The organism is [Mycoplasma] gypis, from assembly GCF_016924775.1.
GTDB lineage: Bacteria > Bacillota_I > Bacilli_A > Mycoplasmatales > Metamycoplasmataceae > Metamycoplasma > Metamycoplasma gypis.
Window position 1 is genome coordinate 298,459 of sequence record NZ_JAFFTD010000001.1, and the last position, 21,383, is coordinate 319,841.

Sequence of the window (21,383 nt, forward strand, 5' to 3'; positions counted from 1 at the left end):
ATAAATTAATGCTATTTTAAAGGACTTTTTTATATAAAAAAAGTGCCGAAGCACTTTTATTATTTATAGTCTTCAGGACGACTTAAAACTTTATTACCTGATTCTGTTACTAAAACTGTATCTTCGATTCTTGCTCCACCTAAACCTTCGATGTAAATTCCTGGTTCAACAGTTATTATCATCCCTGGTTCTAAAACGAAATTAGAAATAGAACTAACATTTGGTAACTCATGAACATTAATTCCTACTCCATGTCCTGTTGAGTGAGTGAAAAAGTCACCGTATCCCTTTTCAGTTATATAATCACGACAGATTTTATCAATATCTTTTGTATTTAAACCAGGTTTTACAGCTTCGCGACCTAGTCTTTGAGCTTCTTTAACAATTGTTAAAATTTCAACTAATTTTTCATTTCTTGGTGTACCAAAGAAAAATGTTCTTGTAATATCACTTGCTCAACCTTTATATTGTGCACCAAAGTCAATTTTAACAATATCTCCATCAGCAAGAGGAGTATCAGTTGGATGATGGTGTGGTTCAGCAGCATTTCTTCCGAATGCAACGATTGATTCAAATGATTCTTTTTCGGCACCAAAAATATTCATTAAGTAAGCTAATTTGTGAGCGATTTCTTTTTCAGTTACTCCCACTTTTAGATATTTTTTAACTTCTTCAAAAGCTTCTAGAGAAATCCTGCAGGCTTCTTCAACTATTGAATATTCACGGTAGTCTTTTTTAATACGATAAAATTGTCCATTAACTTCTTTAAAAGTTGCTTCAGGAAGCATTTTTTTAAAGCGATTTAAAACTCCGACTTTTAGATAATCTTCTTCAATTCCTACACGTTTGTAGTCTTTTGTTTTTAAAAATTGTGATAAAGAGTCACCTTTTAAAAGTTTTACTTCAACGTTTTTTGCGTTATTTTGACAATATTCGATATAACGACCATCAACGAATAAGTAAGCAACTTCTTTTTCCATCACTAAATAACCATCAGTTGTTTGAACTTCAGCCATTCATAGTCTTGTTTCTGGAGCATCAGAAATAATGACATCTAAATCATTATCTTCAAATGTTTTTCATAATTCGTTTTTAAGCATTTTAACCTCTTATTATTTTTTTTCTTTGTGAGTTGTGTGAGCGTTGCATTTGTGGCAATGTTTTTTAACTTCTACTTTTTCTGGGTGAAGTTTTTTGTTTTTCTTTGTAATGTAGTTTTCCATTTTACATTCTTCACATCTTAAAGTGATTCCATCTCTTGGCATTTTGTCTCCTTTTTGTTAATTAAAATTTAGTTTTAGTAAATATTAAATATTATAAATGATTTTTTTATAAATAACTATCTTATTTTTTTAATATTTTCCTGGTTTTACACGTGATAATTCTGAATATACGTTGCCAGATTGTTTATTACTTGCATTCATAAATTCAGCTCAACCACCGGCTTTAATTGTTTTTAAGATATATTCACGTTTTGTTAATTTTGTTCCCGCTTTATCAATTGCAAAGTTTATATTTAAATCAACTTTTTTGGCTTCAGGGTCTCCATCTTTATATCCACTTGTTGAAATTATATAAATAATTGAATCTGGTTTATATGTATTTTCGTCTGGATATTTATAACCTTTTCATCATGAATAATCATTGTAGTAGTCAACAAATTCATTTCTAATTTTTGCATTACTAATTTTTCCACCAAGGAACTTATTAACATTAATAACACTTGCTTTGTCTTCAAGAATTGTTCACATAATTGCAATTTTTGAATACATCATTCCAATGAAACCATTTTCTCTTTCATTTGCATTTGTTTCACGGAAGTACATTTCAAAGACAGCATATTCAACCATTACTAGGTAACGATATATCGCTTGTCATTCTGGTCTTTTACGACGTTCTGCAAACATTCAATAACTTTCTGATATTTTTGCATCGTTATAGGCTTTTGCTAATAATTCAAATCCTTTTGAAATAATATCGATTACACTTCCAGGAGCTTGCACTCAATAATCTGGATTTTCATCTGCAGGTGGTTTAGATTCTTTTTTAGCTGTTGCTTTTTTGATAACTTCTATTAAATTGTTTCCTGTAATAGCATCTAAATCTTTCTTCGAAGTACGTTTTGAATGATCTTCATCCATATTTAGATTTCTTAAACCATTGAATAATAATGAATTTTCAAAGTTTGATTTTCCGAAGAATAGATTAATTAATTTCATGAATTCTTGTGATTTAATAACTTTTCCATCTTCATCACCCATTCATTCAAGAATGATGGTTAAATCATCAGGTGTAATTCCACTTTTAACTTTTAGGAATGCATCATTGATTCATTTTGTTGGATTTTTTAGATCAAATTCTAATGCTTTTTTATCTAATCATCAGAAAGCACGGTTTAGAACTTTGTTTTCAAATCAATTATGACTTAGTAATTTAGGTAATATTCCATTAATAATATTCGAAACTAAATCAACATCATCTTGAGTTGTTTGTTCTAAGTTCATGTATTTAAATAATTGACGAACAAGGTTGTCACGGTTTTCTTTATTTGAAACAAAAGTATTAATTGAATTCTTAATTAGCTCTTTGATTGAATCTTTTTTATGGCGAATAAATAATGATAAGAATTTTTGAATTGATTCATCATCTTTGTCTTTTCATTCTTTTCATTGTTTGTAGTCTGTAGTAAAGAAATCAGTAAATAATTCTGAAACAAATTTTGAAACAGATTCATATTCAGAAATTTGTTTAATAAATGAATTAACTTTTTCTTTATCAATGTTTTGATTATCAAACAATGCTGCTAAATCAATTTCGGAAATTGCTTTTTTAGCAATTTTTACAAAAGCATCTGAAAGAATTTTAGCTTTGGTTTTTCTTACTTCTGGTTCTAATGATTGACTGATTGAATTATTAAATAATTTTGTAATTTTTAAAATAATTCCTTCAGCTTTTTTGTATCAATCATTATCATAATCTTCTGTAGTTGCTTCAGTATCATTTGAATCAGGTGTTGATTTAGAAATTAAGATTTTGTAGACAAATTCAAGAAGATTGTATAGTTTTTCAGTATTTTGACTTGCTTGTATTTGGTTAATTTGTCCATCAGAAGTTTTAAGACCTTCAGTAGGGATTAATACTTCGACAACATATTCAGGCAATTCGTTTGTAAGAATTACATTTCAATCGATATTTTTAACAATTTTCTTAATCAACTCAGGAATAAAGTTTCTTTGTAGTGTTTCACCTTCAATGAAATCCATTTCTCCCAATTGTTCAATTATTTTCTTAATTGCATCTTTAATAAATGTTTTTGAACTAAATGTTGTTAATATGTTTGTTGCGTAATCAACAAAGGCTTGAGATTTTGGATCTTGAATATTTAATTGCAATGATTTTGTATCGTTTAAGTAATTAAATAAATCAACCGCTAGACTTTTGGCATCTTCTTCTTTTTTAAATGCTGATGAAAGAATTTCAATTGAAATTGTAGATAATTCATCTTTATTAGTTTTTATGAAGTTTTTAATAAAGTCATTAATTGTTTCAGATGATTGATATTCAGATTTTTCATCTTTTACATATTTGGAAATTAGTGTTTTAAAACTATTTAATCATTTGTCACTTTGCACTGCTGCTTTTGTCAATTTATGAATTGTTTGATTTGTGACGATTGGACTATTTAGGTTGATTAAGCTATTTTCATCTTCACTTAATTCAAATTTAGTCACATCAACAACAAAATCAGCAATGTTATTAGAATTTGTTTCTTGAGGTGCAGAACCATTCAGTGCTTTAAGTGTTTTTAAGGCAAAATCAACTATATTTGTTGAATTTTGCGCAACTTCTTCAGCGGATGCTGAAATTGAAGATTCGATTTGTTTTTTAATAATTGATCTTATTAATTTATATACAACTGCGAAATCTTTTCCACTATTATTTGAGCTAAATAATTTATTAAATAGGAATTGAATATTATTTTTATTAACTAATTCTTTTAGTTTTTCGAATGTAACTTCTTTTTTAATTGCATTGAGAATTGCTTGTTTATTTAATGCATTATCTACAACAAAATCAACTTCTGTTAAGTTGTCAATTATTTTTTTGACAATATCTAAATATAAAGGTGTTTCTTTAGTGTAACCTAAAACATAATCAATAACATTTGAAATACTTTGCTTTTGATCATCGGTAAGTTTTTGATTTGATTTATTTTCTAATATATCTTCAACAACTTCTTTTATTGATGATTTGATTGATAAAGTAGTATCTAAATCATTTAACAATTCTTTTAGATTATTAGATAAATCATCTTTTGCTAAGGTTAGAAGTTTTTTAATTCATTCATTGATTGAATTACTTTCACTTAAATCGTAAGTTTTGTCTAGGAATTTAATTAATAATGTATCAAATAGTTTATCGGTTGAAGAAACTTCAACAATTGAAGTTAGTAAGGCTTTTATTTTTCTTTCAATGTCTGATGAAATAAATTCTGAATCTGTGAATTGTAACTGTGAAATTTCAAATTTTAGAATTTCTTTTACAAAACTTTTTATTGCTTGTTTTTGTTGCGCTGAACCTTTATCAATAGAACCATTTAGTGATTTTAATATATTTAAAGTTAGGCTTAAAACATTAAATTTAGGTTTATTATCTTGTTGTGAACCGTCTGTTTCAGCACCTTCTTCAGTGTTTTCCACTGGTTGTGTCGATTGCGATTGAAGTCTTATTCATTTATAAATATTTATTAAATCTTGGTTAGATTTTTCAATATTATTAACATCAAAAATTGCTTGAAGAATAGCTTTCAAACTTTCTGTATCAATAATTTTTGCAATTTCTTCTTGTGATGATAATTTTTCATTAATTTTATCTATTAATGTTCTATTCAAGTTTCAGTCTTCGCCAATAACATTGTTTTCAGTAATTAATGTCTTGATTTCATCAAGTATTGATTGATAAACAGTTATTTGTGGTAATGCATTTAATAATTTCTTAATTTCATTTTTTATTGATTGTTTAGTTCTTTCATCAATTGGATTATTAATTTTTGATTCAAGAAGTTCATCTAGTGCAACTGAGGTTTGTGTTTTGATTGAATCATCATCTAAAAGCTCTTTAAAAAATTCTTTAACAAAATTGATAATTTTTTCACCATTTGTTGAAATTAATTTATTAACTAATTGTGTAAATGAATCAGCTTGGTAATTTTCAGTTATTAAGAAATCTTTGACAATTCCATTTACTAAATCATTGAATTTTGCATTTGTTATAGTTTTATTTAAGATGTCCTTAACTAATTGTTTTTGGTTAACTGTTGCACTTGGAATTAATTTTTCAAGTCCAGCATCATTATTTAAATAATCTTGGTAAACTTTTAGAATTAATTTTTGAACATGCGAAATAACAATATTTGTTGTTTGTTTTTCTAAACTTAAACTATTTGCAAATTTATTAACGATATTAACAAGATTGATGTTTATTCTTGAATCTTGTGAATCCGATTTTTGTTTAGAACTGTTTTCTTTTTGTAACTCTAATGCAAATTTGTAAAGTTTAAATAAATCATTAACTTCAACTTCTGAGTCTTGATTAATACCAAAAATATTTTCTAACAATAAATTAACATTTTCTTTTGTAAAAATCTTATTAATTGAATCATCTGAAACAATTTTTTCAATTAAGACATTGTAATCAAAAATAATTTTATTATCTTTAAATATCTCATCAGTTTCTTTAATTGTATCTTTTACACTTCCTAAAAGCGCGTCAATAATATTGCTTTCGTTAGCAAAATTAAACAATCTTGTGATTAAGTTGTCAAATACTGAGTTAATTTCTTCATTGTTTTCAATTGTTAAACGATTATTAATCAATTCAATAATTACTGCTTTTAGTTTTTCTTGAATATTTCTGTCTTTTAATTCAATTTTTATAAAATCTTTAGCTTTATCAATAATTGATTCTTTAAATTCATTGAATGCTTTATTAATTAATTGTTCGTATGATTCAGTATTTTCAAAAGTATCACTGGTTAAAATTCTGTTTAAGAAATCAGTGATGAAATCCGAAATTTGTTGCGAAGCAAGTAATGGATCAATTAAAGCATTTATTAAATCTTTTTGTTTTTGAGATAGAGAATCAATATTGTTTACATTAAATTTATCTTTAACTAATCACTCAATTAATCTTAGCGATAAGTCTTTTAATGAAGTGATAATCTTTTGATCTTCTTCATTGTTATCAGATGATACTGAATTAGAAATAATTTTTGCAAGCGGAATAATTAATTTCAAGTATGTAACAGCTTGCGATTCTTGTTCTGAATCTGCTGGTTCTGAATTTGATTTATTTAGGAAAACTTTTATTGTTTCAAAAACTTGATTTACAGCTTGTTGCGAGTTATTGTTAATATCGAACATAGCAAATAAAATTTTTCTTAAATCTTTTTTATCAACTTGTTCAGCAACAGTATTTAAATCTTTAAATAAATCTTTAACTAAATTTAAAGTGTCTTGATTTAATGTAAGCTTTTCAATCAATATATCGTGATCGGCGAAAATTTCAAAAACTTTATTGATTAGATTTTGCAGAGTATTGAATTTTGATGCATGCGGTAATAAACGACCTAAAATCGCTTTAATATCTTCTTCATTTTGATCATTTATTTGAACATTAGCTTTGTCTTTTATTAACTCAATAAATACTTCACTTAGTGTATTTCTAATTGTTTCATCAGTTAATGAATTATTGATTGATGAGTTAAATAATTTTTTGATTGCTTGTAAATTATTTTTTACTAATTTATTTATAAAATCAGTTATCGAAGTTACATTTTCATAACTATCGCTTGCTAATGATTGAGTAATTACTGACTCAAGTAATTGATTAAATTCATCTAAACTAAATATTTTTTGAATAAGTTCATTAATTATTTGTTTTTGTTTTTTAGTTAAATCTTTTGCAATGGTACTAATATCAAAATTATTTTGTAAGTAATCTTTTGCAATTGACACTACTGAGTTTGAAATGTTTTTAATCAATTGTTTGTCATCTTCTTTATTTAAAGAATTATTAACAAACTTAATTGCTGCTAAAACGTATTTTTCAATAATATCGAATGTTGGTTTTTCAGAATTTGATGTTGATTCTTCAGCGCCATTTGAATGAATTAAGTACTTAATAGCTTCATTTATTTGATCGGAATAATTTTGTGCATTTTGTTCATCTTTACTAAATAAAGCAACTAAAATAGGTTTTAAATCTTCTTTGGCAATTATTGATTGAATTTCATCCAAATTAGTAAATTCATCCTTAATAACTTCAATTAATTCTTGATTAATTTCTAAATTAGAAGTAAATAAATCTTTTGCTTTTAGATGTTTTTTGATTCTAGCAATTGTGTTTTCTTTTGACTGAAGCTCAGGAATTGTATCAAGAAGTCTTGAAACAATTCCTTCAAAAGATTGTCTTTGAGTTTCATTCATTGAAATTGCTTTTTGTTTTTCAATGAAGTCAACAATTAATTTAACAATATTTAATTTTTGTGGATTAACAACTTCATGATTTAATAAATCTTTTGCAATTTCAAAACTTAAATCTGATTGTGTTTTAACAATATAATTTAAAATATCAGCAAAATTTTGAACATTTTCTAGTTTTTGGCTTCGTAAAATATCAATTAAAACTGACTTAATTAAATTTGTGGTTTTTTCATTTTCTAAAACATTAGTAAAGGCGTCTTTAAGAACATCTTTTTGTAAATCTGTTAATTTGTTAAGTTTATTAATTTTATCTAAATCATTTTGTGTAACATCTTTTAAAGCAATAACAATAAATTCAGCAATATTTTGAATAATTTGTTCTGAATTATCTGAGTCTTTCAATAAGTTTACAAACATTTTGAATAAATCAAGAACACTGTTTTGAGTATTTTGTTCTTCGTTAACAGTAGAAGATGCTGTTGGTTTTCTATTTATTAAATTAAAAATTAATGGTTTAAATGCTTTAAATAAAGCAATTAACTTATCGTTTTTATTTTCTTTGAATAAGATTTCAATTATTTTTTGAATATCTTCTTTTGAAAGAATTTCTTTAATGTCTAAATTACTTATTAATGATGATCATTTAAATGTTGAAATATCATTGTTGTTTTTTGCCTTTAATTGTTCAAAATTATCTAAAACATGGCTGACAACTTTATCAAAAGCGTCAAATTCTGAAATCTTATCAATAATTTCGTCAACAAGCGAAATAATTTGTTCTAAATTTTCATTATCTGTTTGAGGACTTGTTTTTAAAATTTCTTTTTTAATTATGTCTTTAAAAATTGTTCTAATTGTTTGATTTGATATAGTTTTTTTATAGTTATCGACAATAAATTTTTCGATATTTGCCTTATTTTCCAAGGCTATATATTTTACTAAATCAAGTATTGAATTTAATGACTGAACTTTTTGAGTGTTTTCAAGTAATAGCGAATCAATAATTTTTGTAAATAATTGTTTTGTGTCACTGCTTGCTATTAAATCATTAACAACAAAATCAACCATTTTAATGATTTGGTTTTTTTCAATAGGAAGTGAACTTAGTGTCTTTACAATAAAATCATTTAAAAGTTTTTTAACTTTGGAATTACTTGCAATGAAGTTAACGATGCTTTGAATTTTTTCATCAGCTTGACGTTTTAATTCTTCGTTAGGGCTTAATTTTGAGTTAATAATTTTTATGGTTTGTAAAACTATTCTAATAATTACATTTTTATCAAAACTTGATGACGAAGAAGAATAAGAATTATCTAATAAATCAATAATTTGTTCTTTATTTTGGTTAAAAATATTTAAAAGTTCAATTGTTTCAGGACCTGTTATTACATTCAATATCTTTTCTAGATTGTTAATTGCAATATCAATTCCAAATGATTTTAGATTTAAATTATTGATATCAATAGACAAGTTAGTGATTTGAATATTATCATCAATTGAAAATAGTGAAATAACTTGTTCAATTAATTTGTTTGCTGTTTCATTTAATAATTTTTCATTTGTTAAAGCATTAAGAATTTTTGAAACAATATCATTAATTACTTGTTGTTGTTTATCATTGATTACAAAGTATTTTTTAATGATTTGTTCAATGAATGAAGAAGCAAGATTTAAAATACCTGGTTTTAGTGTTGAATCATTATTAATAATTTGTGTAAGTTGTTTAATTAAACTACTAAATAAAGTTTTTAACTCATTTTTTAAATAATTATTAAATCAGTGTTTTCCGCCTTGTTTTGAAGCATTAAGAGATGCTTGTCCAAAAATTTTGTCAATTAGTTCATGAATAAAAGGTCTTACAATGTTATCAAATTTAGTTTCAATAATAAATGAAAATCTTTGTACAACGGTTTGAAGTTGTTTTTTAACTTCTTGATCATTAATTGATTCTGGATTAAATGAATTTAAGGCTTTTATTAAGTTTTGTTTTAATGAAAAAGTGTCAAAAATTAGCTTCTCTAATTTTTGTGATTGCACAATTGGTTGCAGTGCTTTAATTCAGTCATGTAACTGAATTTGAATATTTTGCCCGCTTGGTTTTGCGAATAAAACCGCAAGAATTTTGTTTAAAATAACAACTTTATCAGCTTCAAAATATTGTTTTAAAGAAGCTAATAAATTGTCACCGAATTCTTTAAGTGTTACTGAATTTATGTCGTTTGATACAAGATTTAAAAAGTCTTTATATAAATCAGTATTAACAAAATTATTTAAAACCTTTTTAATATTTGTTGCTAAAAGAGTTTTTTGTTCTTCACTTAAAGTTATTCCCGCAAAACTTTCAACTGATTTATAGAATAAATTCAATCCTAAAGTTCTTGATTCTGAATCAGAATTTACGGCTTGTAATAGTTTTTCAACAAGACTACTTGGGTTTAAAACTTTAATATTTTTTACGATATTAATTGCTATTTGTTCAATTGAATCAGCTTTAAATGTACCAATATTATCAATAAAATTGAAAAATGTTTGTTTTAATGCTTGTCTTAATTCAGGATTTTTTAACATGTCTTTAACAAAAGCATTAAATCATTTATTGATTGCTGAAAGCAATCCACCTTCTGATAGAAACACTCTATTTAAATCATTAGCAAGACCTGCTTTATTCATTAAGGCATAGATCTTATTAGAAATATTACCTTGTGCATATATTGACAAGAATTCAGGGATAAGTTGATTATTAAAAACACTTGAATCCATGAACATTGCAAAAACATACTTAATCATTTCTTTAACATTATTGTTTTTTGCAATGATATCCGAATTAAAAATATTAACGATTAATGATTTTATATTTTCTTTATCAATCGCAAAAGAAGTTGAAGAAGTGGCAGTAAATGAAATTCCATCTAAAAGATTTTTACTAAAAATTGTGTTAACAATAGTTTTAAAACCTTTTAAATATTTTTCATTATTAGCAATATCATTAATAATTGAAAAAATTACTTCATTGTGTTCATTTCCTTTATACGGAACTAATAAAACTTTAGTAATTAATTGTTTTAAAAAGTTTTTAATTTCAAAATCAGGTTTTTCAACCTCTTTAAAATATTCATCCAAAATAAAATCAATTAAGCCATCAAAATATGGTTTTTGTGGTTGTGATTTTATAAATGAAGTAATAATATATCCTAAATCATATTTTTGACTATCGTTTAATTTTTCATTAAATGTTTTTTCTAAGAAATTAATAATAATTTCTTTGTCTAATTCCACAAAGTTATCATCACTTAGAAGTCTTTTTAAGATAATTTTTATATTTTCTTTAATTAGATCTTTGAATTTATTTCAAACTTTAATTTGGAATGAAGAAAATGTATTTGATTCTTTGAAATAAAAATCTTTATTATTGATTAAATCTTCAGTAATGTTCAACAGCATATCGCTAGTTAAATTGAAAATATTCGGATCTTTCGCAAGTCCGTCAATTATTTTGTGATATTTTGGTGCAACAAAAACTTTGATTAAATCAGCATTTAAAAAATCTTTAATTACTGCTTGAATTAATTGTTTTAGACGTTGTGAATTTTTATTTTGTTGAACAAAATCGCTTGATAAAAAGCTTCTTATTGTTTGATAAAGAATATCTGTACTTAATAAATTCTTTTTAAAAATATCGCTAACTTTAGAAATATCTATCGCATCAATATTGTTTGTGTCAAGTAATTCATCAATATCATTTTTTATAGCATTAAAAATTTTATTGATATAACCAGTATCAACAAAAGCGTTAATTAATTGTGGAATAAATTCTTTTTGTTCATCATTTTGTACTAAATCATCGACGAATTTTTTTAAATTTTTTAAATTATTTCAGTCAATTCCTGCCCCTTTAGCAAATTTTTCAATCAAGTTTAAGAAGTGGTCTCTTTCATAAATCATTGATTCCGAATGAGTGTAATTTTTAATTAATATATCAACAGGAATATCTGGATTTTTTACTAAGAAGTTTTTTATTAATGTATTGTAAGGATTATTTTCAAAAGGATAAGCGTTTTCAATAGCACTTACATTAATCCCTTGCACACCTCAAATTAAGGTTTTTAAACTAGCATTTGTGTAATCTTTGAAACCTAAAATTTGTTTGTAGCTATTTTTATCACTTTTAGCATATTCCTCATCAAAATTTAAATCAGCACCTTTTGCATCAGGATTAATTGACATTTTTAAGAAAATGTCTTGAGCCATTTTTTTGTAACCTAAAAAATCTGGGTGGATGTCAAAAATATTTCCAGCCAGTATTTTTGAATGTTGAGTTCAAAAACTATCATCATAGGTATTAATATAATTTACTTCATTTTGCTTTGCTGCTTTTTTAATTGAATTATTTAAAAATGCAAGTAATTGATCACTAACATTTGGTGTGATGCTAGCAAATTTTTTATCAATTAATGGAGCAAGTCTTAAAAATGGTAAAGGATATGAAATTAAATTGATTTTAATATCAGGATTGATTGCTCGAATCATTGAAATTAATGTTTGATACTTTTCAACAATGACATTAGCAGCATTTTTTGCTTGTTCTAAAAAGTCATCATAGTATTTTTGTAATTTTGGACCAGCTGTTTGCGAGTCTAAAGCTAATGCTGAAAGAAAATTAGCGATGTCTACACGGGCAATAAAATCATTAGCACCCAAACTGATTGTCATTAAATTAGCTTTTTTTAGTTGTTGAGTTAAAATTCCCATTTCGTTATTTTTAGGTTCAAAATCATTAAATAAGTATTCAATTCTTCTTTTACCTTCAATGCGAATTGGGTTATTTTTTGCTTTATCAATATTTGAATCAAATGTTAAAAATGATTTAACCTTTTTTAACATTTCAGGATTTGTGTAATTTTGTGGATCAAGAAGATAAATTCATTCATCCAATGTTGAACCAGTAAGACCAAAATTATAAAAAGAAGTCAAATGAGTCTGTGAATCATTTGCCATTTTTATTGCATTTGCGATATATGATGAATATGAAAGTCCTTCAACTTCGTTTGTTACTGGATTCAGAAAACCACCTTGATCATAACCAAATTCTGTATTAAAACCAGCCGCAATTGAGTCTCCTATTGCAACATAATTAACCGCTCCTCGAATAACATCATCGTTTTGAGTTAAAATCGGTTCTTCATTTTGAGGCGCTTTATTTTTATTGCTCATAACAACGCTAACAGGAATTGAAACAGCAAGAACTGTTGCAATTGCTAATGCAGATGAGATAGCAATAATCGATTTTTTAGTCATAATGACCTCCTTAACCAAGTGAAACGTCTTCGCGAATATTTGAAATTCTTAATTCTTTGCTTTTTTGACGTCCTCACACAAGAATTGTTGATGTAATTCCTAATTGTCCAATGAACATTAAGAAAATTAAAGTTATTTTTGATGCTAAATTCAGTGAATCGGTAATTCCAGCTGAAAGACCAGAACTACCAAACGCCGAACAAACTTCAAAGAAAACCTGTGTCATTCCGTAAATTTTTGTTGTACCATCATTTAATACAATTTCTTCTGGACTTAATTTTGCACTTGTTGAAACAATCAATGTTCCGATAAAAATTAAACTTAAACCAATTATGAAAATATTAATCGCTTTAATAAGAGTTTCTTTTCCAATTTGACGACTGAATGCCACGACATTCTTTCTTCCTTTAATAACACTAAATACACTAATAAAAATGATTGAAAGTGTTAGGTTTCTAATACCTCCTGCTGTTGATGCTGGAGCAAAACCAATGAACATCAAGATTGCATGAATTATTTGTGTTGGTTGCGTAAACGAATAATAATCAACCGTTGAAAACCCTGCACTACGCGTTGAAAGGGTATTGAAGAATATTGCAAAAAGTTTATCTCATGTGCTTCCATATTCTTTTTGCATCCAGAATGTTTTTGATGAACCACTTGTTGTTTCAAAAATAATTGTTAAGATGATTCCTAATACACTTACAACTAATCATGTTGTTAAGTTTAATTTTGTAAAAAGACTAACTCTATTTCTTTGGCGACGGAATAATGCAACAATTTTTTTATACACATCATAAATTGTTGGATAACCAACTCCACCAATAAAGAATAATGCAATTAAAATTAATTGTAGCCCTTTTGATTTGTAGTAAAGATTTATTGAATTACCGCCAATAATGTCAAACCCTGCGTTATTTACAGCACTAATCGAATGGAAAAACGCATATCTTAGTGAAAGCTTTCAATCTCCATGCGGATTATAAATTTGTGATTGGTATGGGAAAAAAGTAATAACATCATTAGGTTGTTTTTGTGGATTTGTTTCATCTAAGAAAAATCCTTGATTCGAAAAGAAAAAATAGAAAAATAAAACAAATGATCCAACTAAAATAGTGATAATCAATGTTGTTAAACTAACTTTAATAAGTTTTTTTGTATCTCCTGTAACTGTTGAACCACGTTCAAGTTGTGTTACCGAAACTTTATGAGAACTCATTTTAATTCCGAATCGACTCAAAATAAGCTCGAAAATATAAAGTTTAATCGTAAAAAACCCAAAACCTCCTATGATAATGGCAATTGCAATTACCGTTTGACCAAAAATGTTATATTGTTCAGAAACGGTAACAGTTGAAAGTCCTGTATCACTAAAAGCGCTAGCAGCAATAAATAAAGCGTCGCTATAATTGTATGAAGGATTTTTTGTTGCATGAGTAATTGGAAAATAAAGTAAAATACTTATCGTAAATGTAATAATTAAATATGTCAAAAAGATATATTTAATCTTTCCCATTCTAATGAAATAATTGAAAAAGTTCCAATGATTCCAATGGAAAAAGCGATTTATGCTTCTTTTTTTCATAATGTAAAAATATTACCACAGAATGAATTTTTTCAAAATAAGTAAATATCTTTATATATAAATAAGCAATTTAAAACATAATATTTATGTATATTCAATTGTTTTTATAATAAAGAAATAAATAATTTTAATTATTTAAACTAAAAATTAAATTTAAATTTAGCTTTTATAATAAAAATCACTAATAATACTGAAAAATAACTTGTTTTAACATTAATTGCATATATAAAGTAGATAATTTTAATATTTTTATAGTTATTCAATATTAAAAATAGTAAAATGTTACAAGTTAATTATTTAAAAAAGGAATTACTAGCATGAAGAAAAACTCAAAAAATATCGCTGAAATTTGTATCATCGGACTAGGGCGTTATGGTCAAAGTGTGGTTCAAAATTTATTAAAAAATAAATCATCAAATAAGCTTTTCTTAACCTTAATCGATGAAGAAGAAAGAAACTTAATCCCTTTCCGTGATGATGTTAATCAAATCTTCGTTGCTGATGCCGGAGATCCTAAAACATTACAGTCAATTGGTTTAAGTGAAAATGATACAGTTGTTGTAGCAACAGGAGAAAACATCGAAATTGTTGCCGCTTTACAAGAAATTGGTGTAAAAAATATTATTGCTCGTTCGAATTCAATTAGACATGCTCGGGTTTTAAAACAAATCGGAGTTAACGTCATCATCTCACCACAAGAAGAAGCCGGAATTAAAACAGCTTTAATCGTTGCAAATCAATCTTTAATTTCTTATAGTCAAGATCTTGAAGATGCTGGTGATGGATTTGTTTTTGGTTCAGCATTTATTAAAAATAAAAGCATTTTTCATAAAACAATTCGTGAATTAGATATAAGAAAAAGAAATGCTTCAATCGTTCTTATTAAACGTGGTGGAACAAGCTTCCTACCTGAAGGGGATTTCGTGATTGAAGAAGGCGATTTATTAACCGTAATTGGTCAAATTGATGATATAACCAGTATTTTTGATTGATTTTCAGAAAATGATGAAGAGTAATTTTTTGTTGTCTCGCTACGGCGAGCTTTTCTTTTTAAATTTTGATTTTTTTATCAAAAAATAATTAATAAAATTCTTAACAAAAAAATTGTTTTTTATTTAATTTCTATCTTAAATAAAGGACATTTTTATATATAATTATTAAATATTTATTTTATTTTTTAAGGGGCTTTATGAAAACTAAATTTATTTTTGTAACCGGAGGGGTAATTTCCGGATTAGGTAAGGGAGTAAGTGCTGCATCAATTGGTCGACTTTTAAAATCGCGTGGATTTAAAGTGTTTGCAATGAAATTAGATCCATATCTAAATGTTGATCCAGGGGTACTTTCTCCATTTGAACACGGAGAAGTGTATGTAACTGATGATGGTGGAGAAACTGACCTTGATTTAGGTCACTACGAAAGATTTATTGATGAAAATCTTTCAAAATATTCTTCAGTAACAAGCGGAAAATTATTTTCTCAATTGTTAAGCAATGAACGTGATGGAAAATACAACGGAAAAACCGTCCAAATTGTTCCACACTTTACAAATAGCGTTCAAAATGCAATTCTTGACATTGAGAAAAAACATAATCCTGACTTTGCTATTGTTGAAATTGGTGGTACTGTCGGAGATCTTGAATCAAATTCATTTTTCTACGCACTAGCACAATTAAAACACATGATTCCAAATAATGTTTACTTTATTCATACATCATTTGTTCCATATCTAAATGCAAGTGGGGAATTTAAATCAAAACCAACTCAACACTCAATTGCTGTTTTAAGAGAACTGGGTATAAATCCTAATATGGTGTTTTTAAGATCACAAAAAAGTCCAACTCCAGAAATAAACAAAAAAATCGCTGAATACAGTTTTCTTGATGAAAATTGTGTTGTTTCAGTACCAGATTTTAAACAAGTTTATAAAATGCCAATTTATCTTGAAACTAAAAAAGTTGCAAAAACTATCTTAAGTTACTTTGGTATCAAAGATAAAAAACCAGACCTTACAAAATGAAAAGAATTTGTAAAGCTTCTCGAAGCTAAAAATAAACAAAAATTAACAATCGGAATGGTAGGTAAATACACAAAATTTGAAGATGCTTATAAATCAATAATCGAAGCTCTAAAAATTTCAGGTGCTTATCAAAGTGCTGAAATTTCGCTAAAATGAATTAACTCTGAAAATATCAAAAATGTAGAAGATGCAAAAGAAGCTATAAAAGATGTTAATGGAGTTGTAATTTTACCAGGTTTCGGAGCACGGGGAATTGAAGGAAAAATTTTAATCGCAAACCAAACAAGAATCGATAACGTTCCTACACTAGGAATTTGTTTAGGAATGCAAGTTATGTCAATTAACCAAGCTAGATTAAAAGGAATTAAAAAAGCAACAAGCTTTGAATTCAAAACCAATGACAAAGATGAAGTTTATATTCTTGATTTTATTCGTGGAAAAAATGAAGATGACGCAATCGGTGGAACTTTAAGACTTGGTGCTTCACCAACTGAAATCAAAAAAGATTCACTAGCTTACCAAATCTACAATTCTGAATTAGTTTATGAACGTCACAGACACCGTTATGAAATTTCGCCTAAATACCGTTCAATGTTAGAAGATGAAGAATTTATTTTTTCAGGTCAAGAACCAAATTCTAAATTAGCAGAAATTTGTGAACTTAGAAACCACCGTTTCTACTTAGGGACACAATATCACCCAGAATTCAATGCAAGACCTTTAAAAGAACACACACTATTTAGCACATTTATTAAAGAATGTAAAAAGGATTATTAAAATGCAAAAAGATTACAAAGAAACATTATTAATGCCTGAGACAGAATTTCCAATGAAAGCTGACTTAGTCAATAAAGAAAAAGAATATCGCCAAAATTGAGAAGAAAACAAACTTTACCAAAATGTTTTAGCAAAAAATAAAGGTAACCCAAGTTTTGTTCTTCATGATGGTCCACCTTATGCAAACGGAAGTATTCACGTTGGACATGCTTTAAACAAAATTTTAAAAGATATTGTTGTTCGTTACAAAAATATGCAAGGTTTTTATTCACCTCTTGTTTGTGGATGAGATACACACGGTCTTCCAATCGAACACAAAATGTTAACTTTAGCTAAAAAAAATAAAAATGATTTTACTGTTAGTGCTTTAAGAAAAGCTTGTGCTGAGTATGCTTTGAGTCAAGTAGAATTACAAAAAGAAGAATTCAAACAACTTTCATTACTTACAGACTTTAGTGATATTTATGTAACACTAGATAAGAAAATGGAAGCGAACCAATTAAGATTACTAAAGAAAATGATTCAAGATGGTTTAATCTATAAAGATTTAAAACCAATTTACTGATCACCTTCTTCACAAAGTGCTTTAGCTGAAGCTGAAGTTGAATACGCAGATCACATTTCACCTTCTTTATATGTTGCTTTTGAAATTGCCAAAGGTAATGAATTTTTACAAAAAGGTGATTATGTTGTAATTTGAACAACTACACCTTGAACACTAATTGCAAATAGCGGTGTAGCAGTAAGCTTAGAATTTGAATACCTAAAAGTAAAAGCAAATAATCAAAACTATGTTGTTGCAAAAGATCTTCTAGAACAATTAGTACAAACATTCAACTGAGAAAATTATGAAATACTTTCAAGTTTTAAAGGAGATCAATTAGTTGGTTTAACTTATACTTCACCAATCAATCAAATGGAATGTCCAATTGTTGAAGGACATCACGTAACATTGGAAAGTGGGACAGGACTAGTACATATGGCTCCACTTTTTGGGGAAGATGACTTCTTAATTGGTAAGAAAAACAATCTATCAATGATTATGCACGTTGAAGATGATGGTTCATTAAATGATAAAGCTGGAAAATATGCAGGAATGTTTTATGAAGATTCAAATAAAGCTGTAGGAATGGATTTAACTGAACGTAATTTAGTTCTTGCCTTCAAAAAAATCAAACACTCGTATCCACACGACTGAAGAACACACCTTCCTATTATGTATCGTGCAACACCGCAGTGATTTGTTTCATTAAAACCAATTAAAGAAAATATTCTTGATTCAATTCAAAACGTTCAAACATTTAATGTTTGAAGCAAAAAACGTCTTTCATTAATGCTTGAAGCAAGAGAAAGTTGAACAATTTCAAGACAAAGATCTTGAGGAGTTCCAATAACAATTTTTTATGATAAAAACAAAGAACCTGTCTTTAATGATGAGATTATGGATTATGTAATCGATCTTGTTGAAAAACACGGGACAGACATTTGATATGATTCAACAGTTGATGAATTACTACCAGAAAAATATCGTAATTTAGGATACACAAAAGAAAATGATATTATGGACGTTTGATTCGATTCAGGTTCTACTTCTATCGGTCTTGATGTTAATGGTGTAAAAGCTCCTTTTGATTTATATCTTGAAGGAAGCGATCAATATCGTGGTTGATTTAATTCAAGTATGATTAATTCTGTTGCATGAAGAAAAGAAAGTCCTTACAAACAACTTGTTTCACATGGTTTTGTTCTTGATGGTAAAGGTAATAAAATGTCAAAATCTAAAGGTAATGTTGTAAAACCTTTAGATATCGTTAATAAATATGGTGCTGATATTTTAAGACTTTGAGTAGCTAACAGTGAATATACTTCTGATGTTTCAATTGATGATAAAATTCTGGGACAAAATGTCGAAATTTACCGTAAATTGAGAAATACTTTTAAATTCATGCTTGGAGCTATTTCTGATTATGAATACCAAGATACACAATTATTTGGAATTCACAAATTAATTGATGAAAGAAGAAAAAATCTTGAAGCAAAAATTATCGAAAATTACGACTCTTATCGTTTTATCAATGTAATTAAAGATATTAATAACTTTGTAATCGATTTAAGTTCTTACTATATTTCTATTTCAAAAGATAGTCTTTATGCTGATGCTAAAGATTCACAAAATCGTTTACAAATTCAGTACAACTTATACAAAATTACTGAAACTTTAATGATTGCCTTAGCCCCAATCATGCCACTTACATCTGAAGAAATCTATAAATATTTCAATGCCAAAAACAAAAAATCTTCAGTTCATTTAGTTGACTTCTTTAAAAATCCTAATTTTAGTGATGAAAATGAAAACCAATGAAAAGAATTCTTTGAATTAAAAGATGAAGTTTATAGACAAATTGAAAACGCAATCAAAAATCAAGAAATCAAACGTCAAAATGAAGCACTTGTTGTTTTAAAAACAGATAGTGAATTTATTAAATCACTTGATCTTGTAAACCTATTAATGGTTGCAAAAGTTGAATTTGGAGATGAAACCAAAGTATCTAAATTAGAAAATTCATTTAAATGTCAAAGATGTTGAAATCACTTTGAAATCAATGAAAATCAAAATGAAATTTGTTTAAGATGCCAAGAGGTTTTAAATGCAAGAAATCAATAAAAAAGTTTTAAAAATAAAACACAAAATTATCAATTTTTTTAAAAACTTAAATCCTAAAATCGTTTTAACAAATTATGTAATCTTCTTTATTGTTTTCGCTGTTATGTTAACAATAGATTTAGTTACAAAACACGTTTTTTATAAAGGCGACCCAAGCATTAATCAAAACTATGGTGGAGTTATAGGAATTAGAAACATTCTTCACGAAGGAACAACCTTTTTTGGAGAAAAATTAAGTTATGGACTACTTCATAGTTTTACATTTATTGTATTCTTTATCTGTTTAGCAGTTGTTTTATCAATTAAACAAAGATTTAATATTCCAATAATTGTTGGGCTTGCCTTTGTCAGTGCCGGAGCTTTTGGAAATATGATTGATAGAATGGCTTTTAAGGGAGTAAGAGATATTTTCTTCTTACCTTGATATGATAAAGGTGTTTGAAACTTTGCAGACTTTTGTTTAGCTTCAGGTTCGATATTTACCGCACTTTATGTTGTTGTAATCAATGTAATAGTTTGATGCAAAGAAAAACAAAAACAAAAAAATGCTAATCGTGATACTCAAGAATTAGTATTTGAACACTCACACCACGATGATCACGATGATGATGATCATGAACATGGTGAATAAAAATAAAAAAATAGTTTAAAATTATATTATTGACTTAAAAAAACTAAGGAGACAAAAATGCTTAATGTTAATGAATTTAAGCCAGGAATTACCTTTGAATTAGATGGTAATATTTACATCGTTTTAGAATCTCAACACTCAAAACAAGGACGTGGACAAGCTACAGTTAAAGCTAAAGTTAAAGATTTACGTTCAGGTTCAACTACAATCAAATCATTTACTGGTGGAGACAAAGTTAAACCAGCAAGAATTGAAAAAGTATCAATGGATTACTTATACAGTGATGGAGAAAATGTAATCTTAATGGACCAAGAAACATTTGAACAAGTTGAAATTCCTTTAACAAAACTAGAATGAGAAAAAAACTTCCTAAAACCATCTTTAAAAGTTTTAGTTAGAAAATATGAAACAGAAATTCTAGACATTGAATTACCAGCTAACATTGAACTTCAAGTTATTTCAGCACCTGAAGCAGTTAAAGGAAATACTGCAAATAACCCACAAAAGAAAGTTATTGTTGAAACAGAATTTGAAGTTGAAACACCAATGTTCATCAAAGAAGGTGAAACTATTTTAGTTTCAACTGAAACTGGAAAATACGTAGGACGTTCAAATAAATAATGAACGATTTTATTAAAGTTAATGCAGGTGTTAATGTAACATATAACGTTCACATTGATGTTTTAAAAAAATCAATCTTAAACATTTTTGATCGAAAAGCCAATGTAAAACTTGTTGACAATTTAGAAATTAGTATCGAAAAAAACAATGTATTTTATAACTTAAAATACAAAGTAAAAAAAACAGCTGATTTCGTTTTTGAAACCCGTAATTTACTATTTCTTATCGAACAAAAAACCTTTGCATTAATCAATACAAAACCTATTAATATCTCTATTGAGTATTTAGGTAAGTACTAAAATACA

The 21,383-nt window shown here is 26.8% G+C and carries 10 protein-coding genes; 6 read left to right on the plus strand and 4 right to left on the minus strand.

Annotation, left to right across the window (positions count from 1 at the left end):
• Window positions 1–59: 59 nt before the first annotated feature.
• The 4 genes from JV175_RS01350 to JV175_RS01365 form a co-directional block, all read right to left on the minus strand.
• Window positions 60–1,100 (minus strand): aminopeptidase P family protein, encoded by a 1,041-nt coding sequence (locus JV175_RS01350; RefSeq protein ID WP_205498555.1) that lies wholly within the window; start codon window positions 1,098–1,100, stop codon window positions 60–62.
• 12 nt (window positions 1,101–1,112) lie between these two features.
• Window positions 1,113–1,265 (minus strand): 50S ribosomal protein L33, encoded by a 153-nt coding sequence (rpmG, locus tag JV175_RS01355; RefSeq protein ID WP_205498557.1) that lies wholly within the window; start codon window positions 1,263–1,265, stop codon window positions 1,113–1,115.
• Window positions 1,266–1,352: 87 nt separating this feature from the next.
• Window positions 1,353–12,779, minus strand: coding sequence for an SGNH/GDSL hydrolase family protein (locus JV175_RS01360; RefSeq protein WP_205498559.1), 11,427 nt, complete (start codon window positions 12,777–12,779; stop codon window positions 1,353–1,355).
• Between the two features lie 10 nt (window positions 12,780–12,789).
• The gene (locus tag JV175_RS01365) at window positions 12,790–14,295 is read right to left on the minus strand and encodes a TrkH family potassium uptake protein (RefSeq protein WP_308699417.1); all 1,506 of its coding nucleotides are present in this window, start codon (window positions 14,293–14,295) and stop codon (window positions 12,790–12,792) included.
• A 386-nt stretch (window positions 14,296–14,681) separates the two neighbouring features.
• Here JV175_RS01365 and JV175_RS01370 point away from each other — a divergent pair, with 386 nt between their 5' ends.
• The 6 genes from JV175_RS01370 to JV175_RS01395 all read left to right on the plus strand — a co-directional run bounded on the left by JV175_RS01370 (window position 14,682) and on the right by JV175_RS01395 (window position 21,377).
• A complete protein-coding gene (locus tag JV175_RS01370) occupies window positions 14,682–15,380 on the plus strand; it encodes a potassium channel family protein (RefSeq protein WP_205498563.1) in 699 nt (232 codons plus the stop codon).
• Window positions 15,381–15,553: 173 nt separating this feature from the next.
• Complete coding sequence (pyrG, locus tag JV175_RS01375; RefSeq protein ID WP_205498565.1) at window positions 15,554–17,161, plus strand: CTP synthase; 1,608 nt, start codon at window positions 15,554–15,556, stop codon at window positions 17,159–17,161.
• A gap of 1 nt (window position 17,162) precedes the next feature.
• On the plus strand, window positions 17,163–19,826 hold the full coding sequence (gene ileS, locus JV175_RS04335; protein WP_205498567.1) for an isoleucine--tRNA ligase: 2,664 nt from the start codon (window positions 17,163–17,165) through the stop codon (window positions 19,824–19,826).
• Window positions 19,810–20,457, plus strand: coding sequence for a signal peptidase II (locus tag JV175_RS01385; protein ID WP_205498569.1), 648 nt, complete (start codon window positions 19,810–19,812; stop codon window positions 20,455–20,457). The genes ileS and JV175_RS01385 overlap by 17 nt, the downstream gene beginning before the upstream one ends.
• A gap of 57 nt (window positions 20,458–20,514) precedes the next feature.
• Window positions 20,515–21,078: an elongation factor P gene (gene efp, locus JV175_RS01390; protein WP_205498571.1), complete on the plus strand. Its 564-nt coding sequence runs from the start codon at window positions 20,515–20,517 to the stop codon at window positions 21,076–21,078.
• On the plus strand, window positions 21,078–21,377 hold the full coding sequence (locus tag JV175_RS01395) for an MMB_0454 family protein (protein ID WP_205498574.1): 300 nt from the start codon (window positions 21,078–21,080) through the stop codon (window positions 21,375–21,377). Before efp ends, JV175_RS01395 begins: the two co-directional genes overlap by 1 nt.
• Window positions 21,378–21,383 lie beyond the last annotated feature (6 nt).